Genomic DNA, 1,088 nt, shown 5'->3' with positions numbered 1-1,088 from the left:
TGATCTAGTGCAGAAAAGCGGAAATAATTCTTCAGTTTTAGGAGCGAATTTCAACTTTTCAGTAATGTGAGAAAGTAAGTTCCAATTGATCCTGCCATGCCAACCCCAGAAGCGAGTGTGATGGTTCTGAGCGCAATGCAACAGCAAGGGTTAGAACAAATCGTACGACAAACGACAAATCCATATCGATTAGTCCGCCGAGCGCAACTCGTTCTCTCGGCATCGCGGGGATGTACAAACAGTGAGATCGCTCAGCAGTTGAATTTAGATCGCGGACAAGTTCGCTACTGGCACACTCGCTGGCTTGAGGCTCAAGCCCAAATGAGCGCAACCGAAGCGGAGTCGGAGGCAGAAACCGCCCTGCGAGGCGTGATTGTTGCGGTGTTTCAGGATGAAGCTCGACCTGGAACTCCTGCCCAATTCAACCTTGAACAAGTGGTGCAAATTGTCGCGCCATACCTGTGAAGACCCGCCATCGAGTGGACGACCTATCCGTAGAATGGACGGTGCGAGAGTTAGCGGATGAAGCGGTCAGACGGGGGATCGTGGAGCAGATTTCCCCGCGCAGTGTGGGGCGTTCTTTAAAACGAGGCACACCTGCAACCGCACCGGAATCGCTACTGGCTGAACGCTCAACCCGAAGACGCAACCGAGTTTGAGCAACAAGTCAAGACGGTCTGCCAATTGTATGAACACGCTCCAGCGTTTGCGGCAGACGGCATTCACCTGGTCAGTACCGACGAGATGACGGGAATTCAAGCCCTAGAGCGAGCCGCTCCGACTCAACCCGTGCGTCCTGGAAAGCTGAAACTCTTGGAGTTTGAGTACATTCGACATGGAACGCTCAGTTTGATTGCCAATTGGCAGATTGCTCACGGTGGTATTGGACAAGTTTCCATCGGAGCGACCCGCAATGAATTCGACTTTGCCAATCACATCGCCAATACCCTTGAGACTGATCCAGAGGCAGGCTGGATCTTTGTGCTGGATCAACTCAATACCCATCAATCCGCTTCCTTAGTTCGACTTTCTTGAGTGACCCAACCCATCGCATTCGCTTCGTCTACGTGCCCAAACATCCTCTTGGC

General features: G+C 52.2%; 3 protein-coding genes. All 3 read left to right on the top strand.

Features of this window, described 5'->3' with window-relative positions; genetic code table 11:
- Positions 1 to 96 precede the first annotated feature (96 nt).
- Genes ACQ4M5_RS41760 through ACQ4M5_RS41750 form a run of 3 tightly spaced genes read left to right on the top strand, consistent with a single transcriptional unit; the run spans position 97 to position 1,035 of the window.
- Positions 97 to 465, top strand: coding sequence for a hypothetical protein (locus ACQ4M5_RS41760; RefSeq protein ID WP_430681692.1), 369 nt, complete (start codon positions 97 to 99; stop codon positions 463 to 465).
- The gene (locus ACQ4M5_RS41755) at positions 462 to 659 is read left to right on the top strand and encodes a hypothetical protein (RefSeq protein WP_430681691.1); all 198 of its coding nucleotides are present in this window, start codon (positions 462 to 464) and stop codon (positions 657 to 659) included. Before ACQ4M5_RS41760 ends, ACQ4M5_RS41755 begins: the two co-directional genes overlap by 4 nt.
- Positions 660 to 684: 25 nt before the next feature.
- On the top strand, positions 685 to 1,035 hold the full coding sequence (locus tag ACQ4M5_RS41750) for a transposase (RefSeq protein WP_430681690.1): 351 nt from the start codon (positions 685 to 687) through the stop codon (positions 1,033 to 1,035).
- Positions 1,036 to 1,088 lie beyond the last annotated feature (53 nt).

The sequence above is a fragment of the Leptolyngbya sp. AN10 genome (genome assembly GCF_050565645.1).
Taxonomy (GTDB): domain Bacteria; phylum Cyanobacteriota; class Cyanobacteriia; order Leptolyngbyales; family Leptolyngbyaceae; genus Leptolyngbya.
This window is presented reverse-complemented; position numbering and strand designations above follow the sequence as displayed.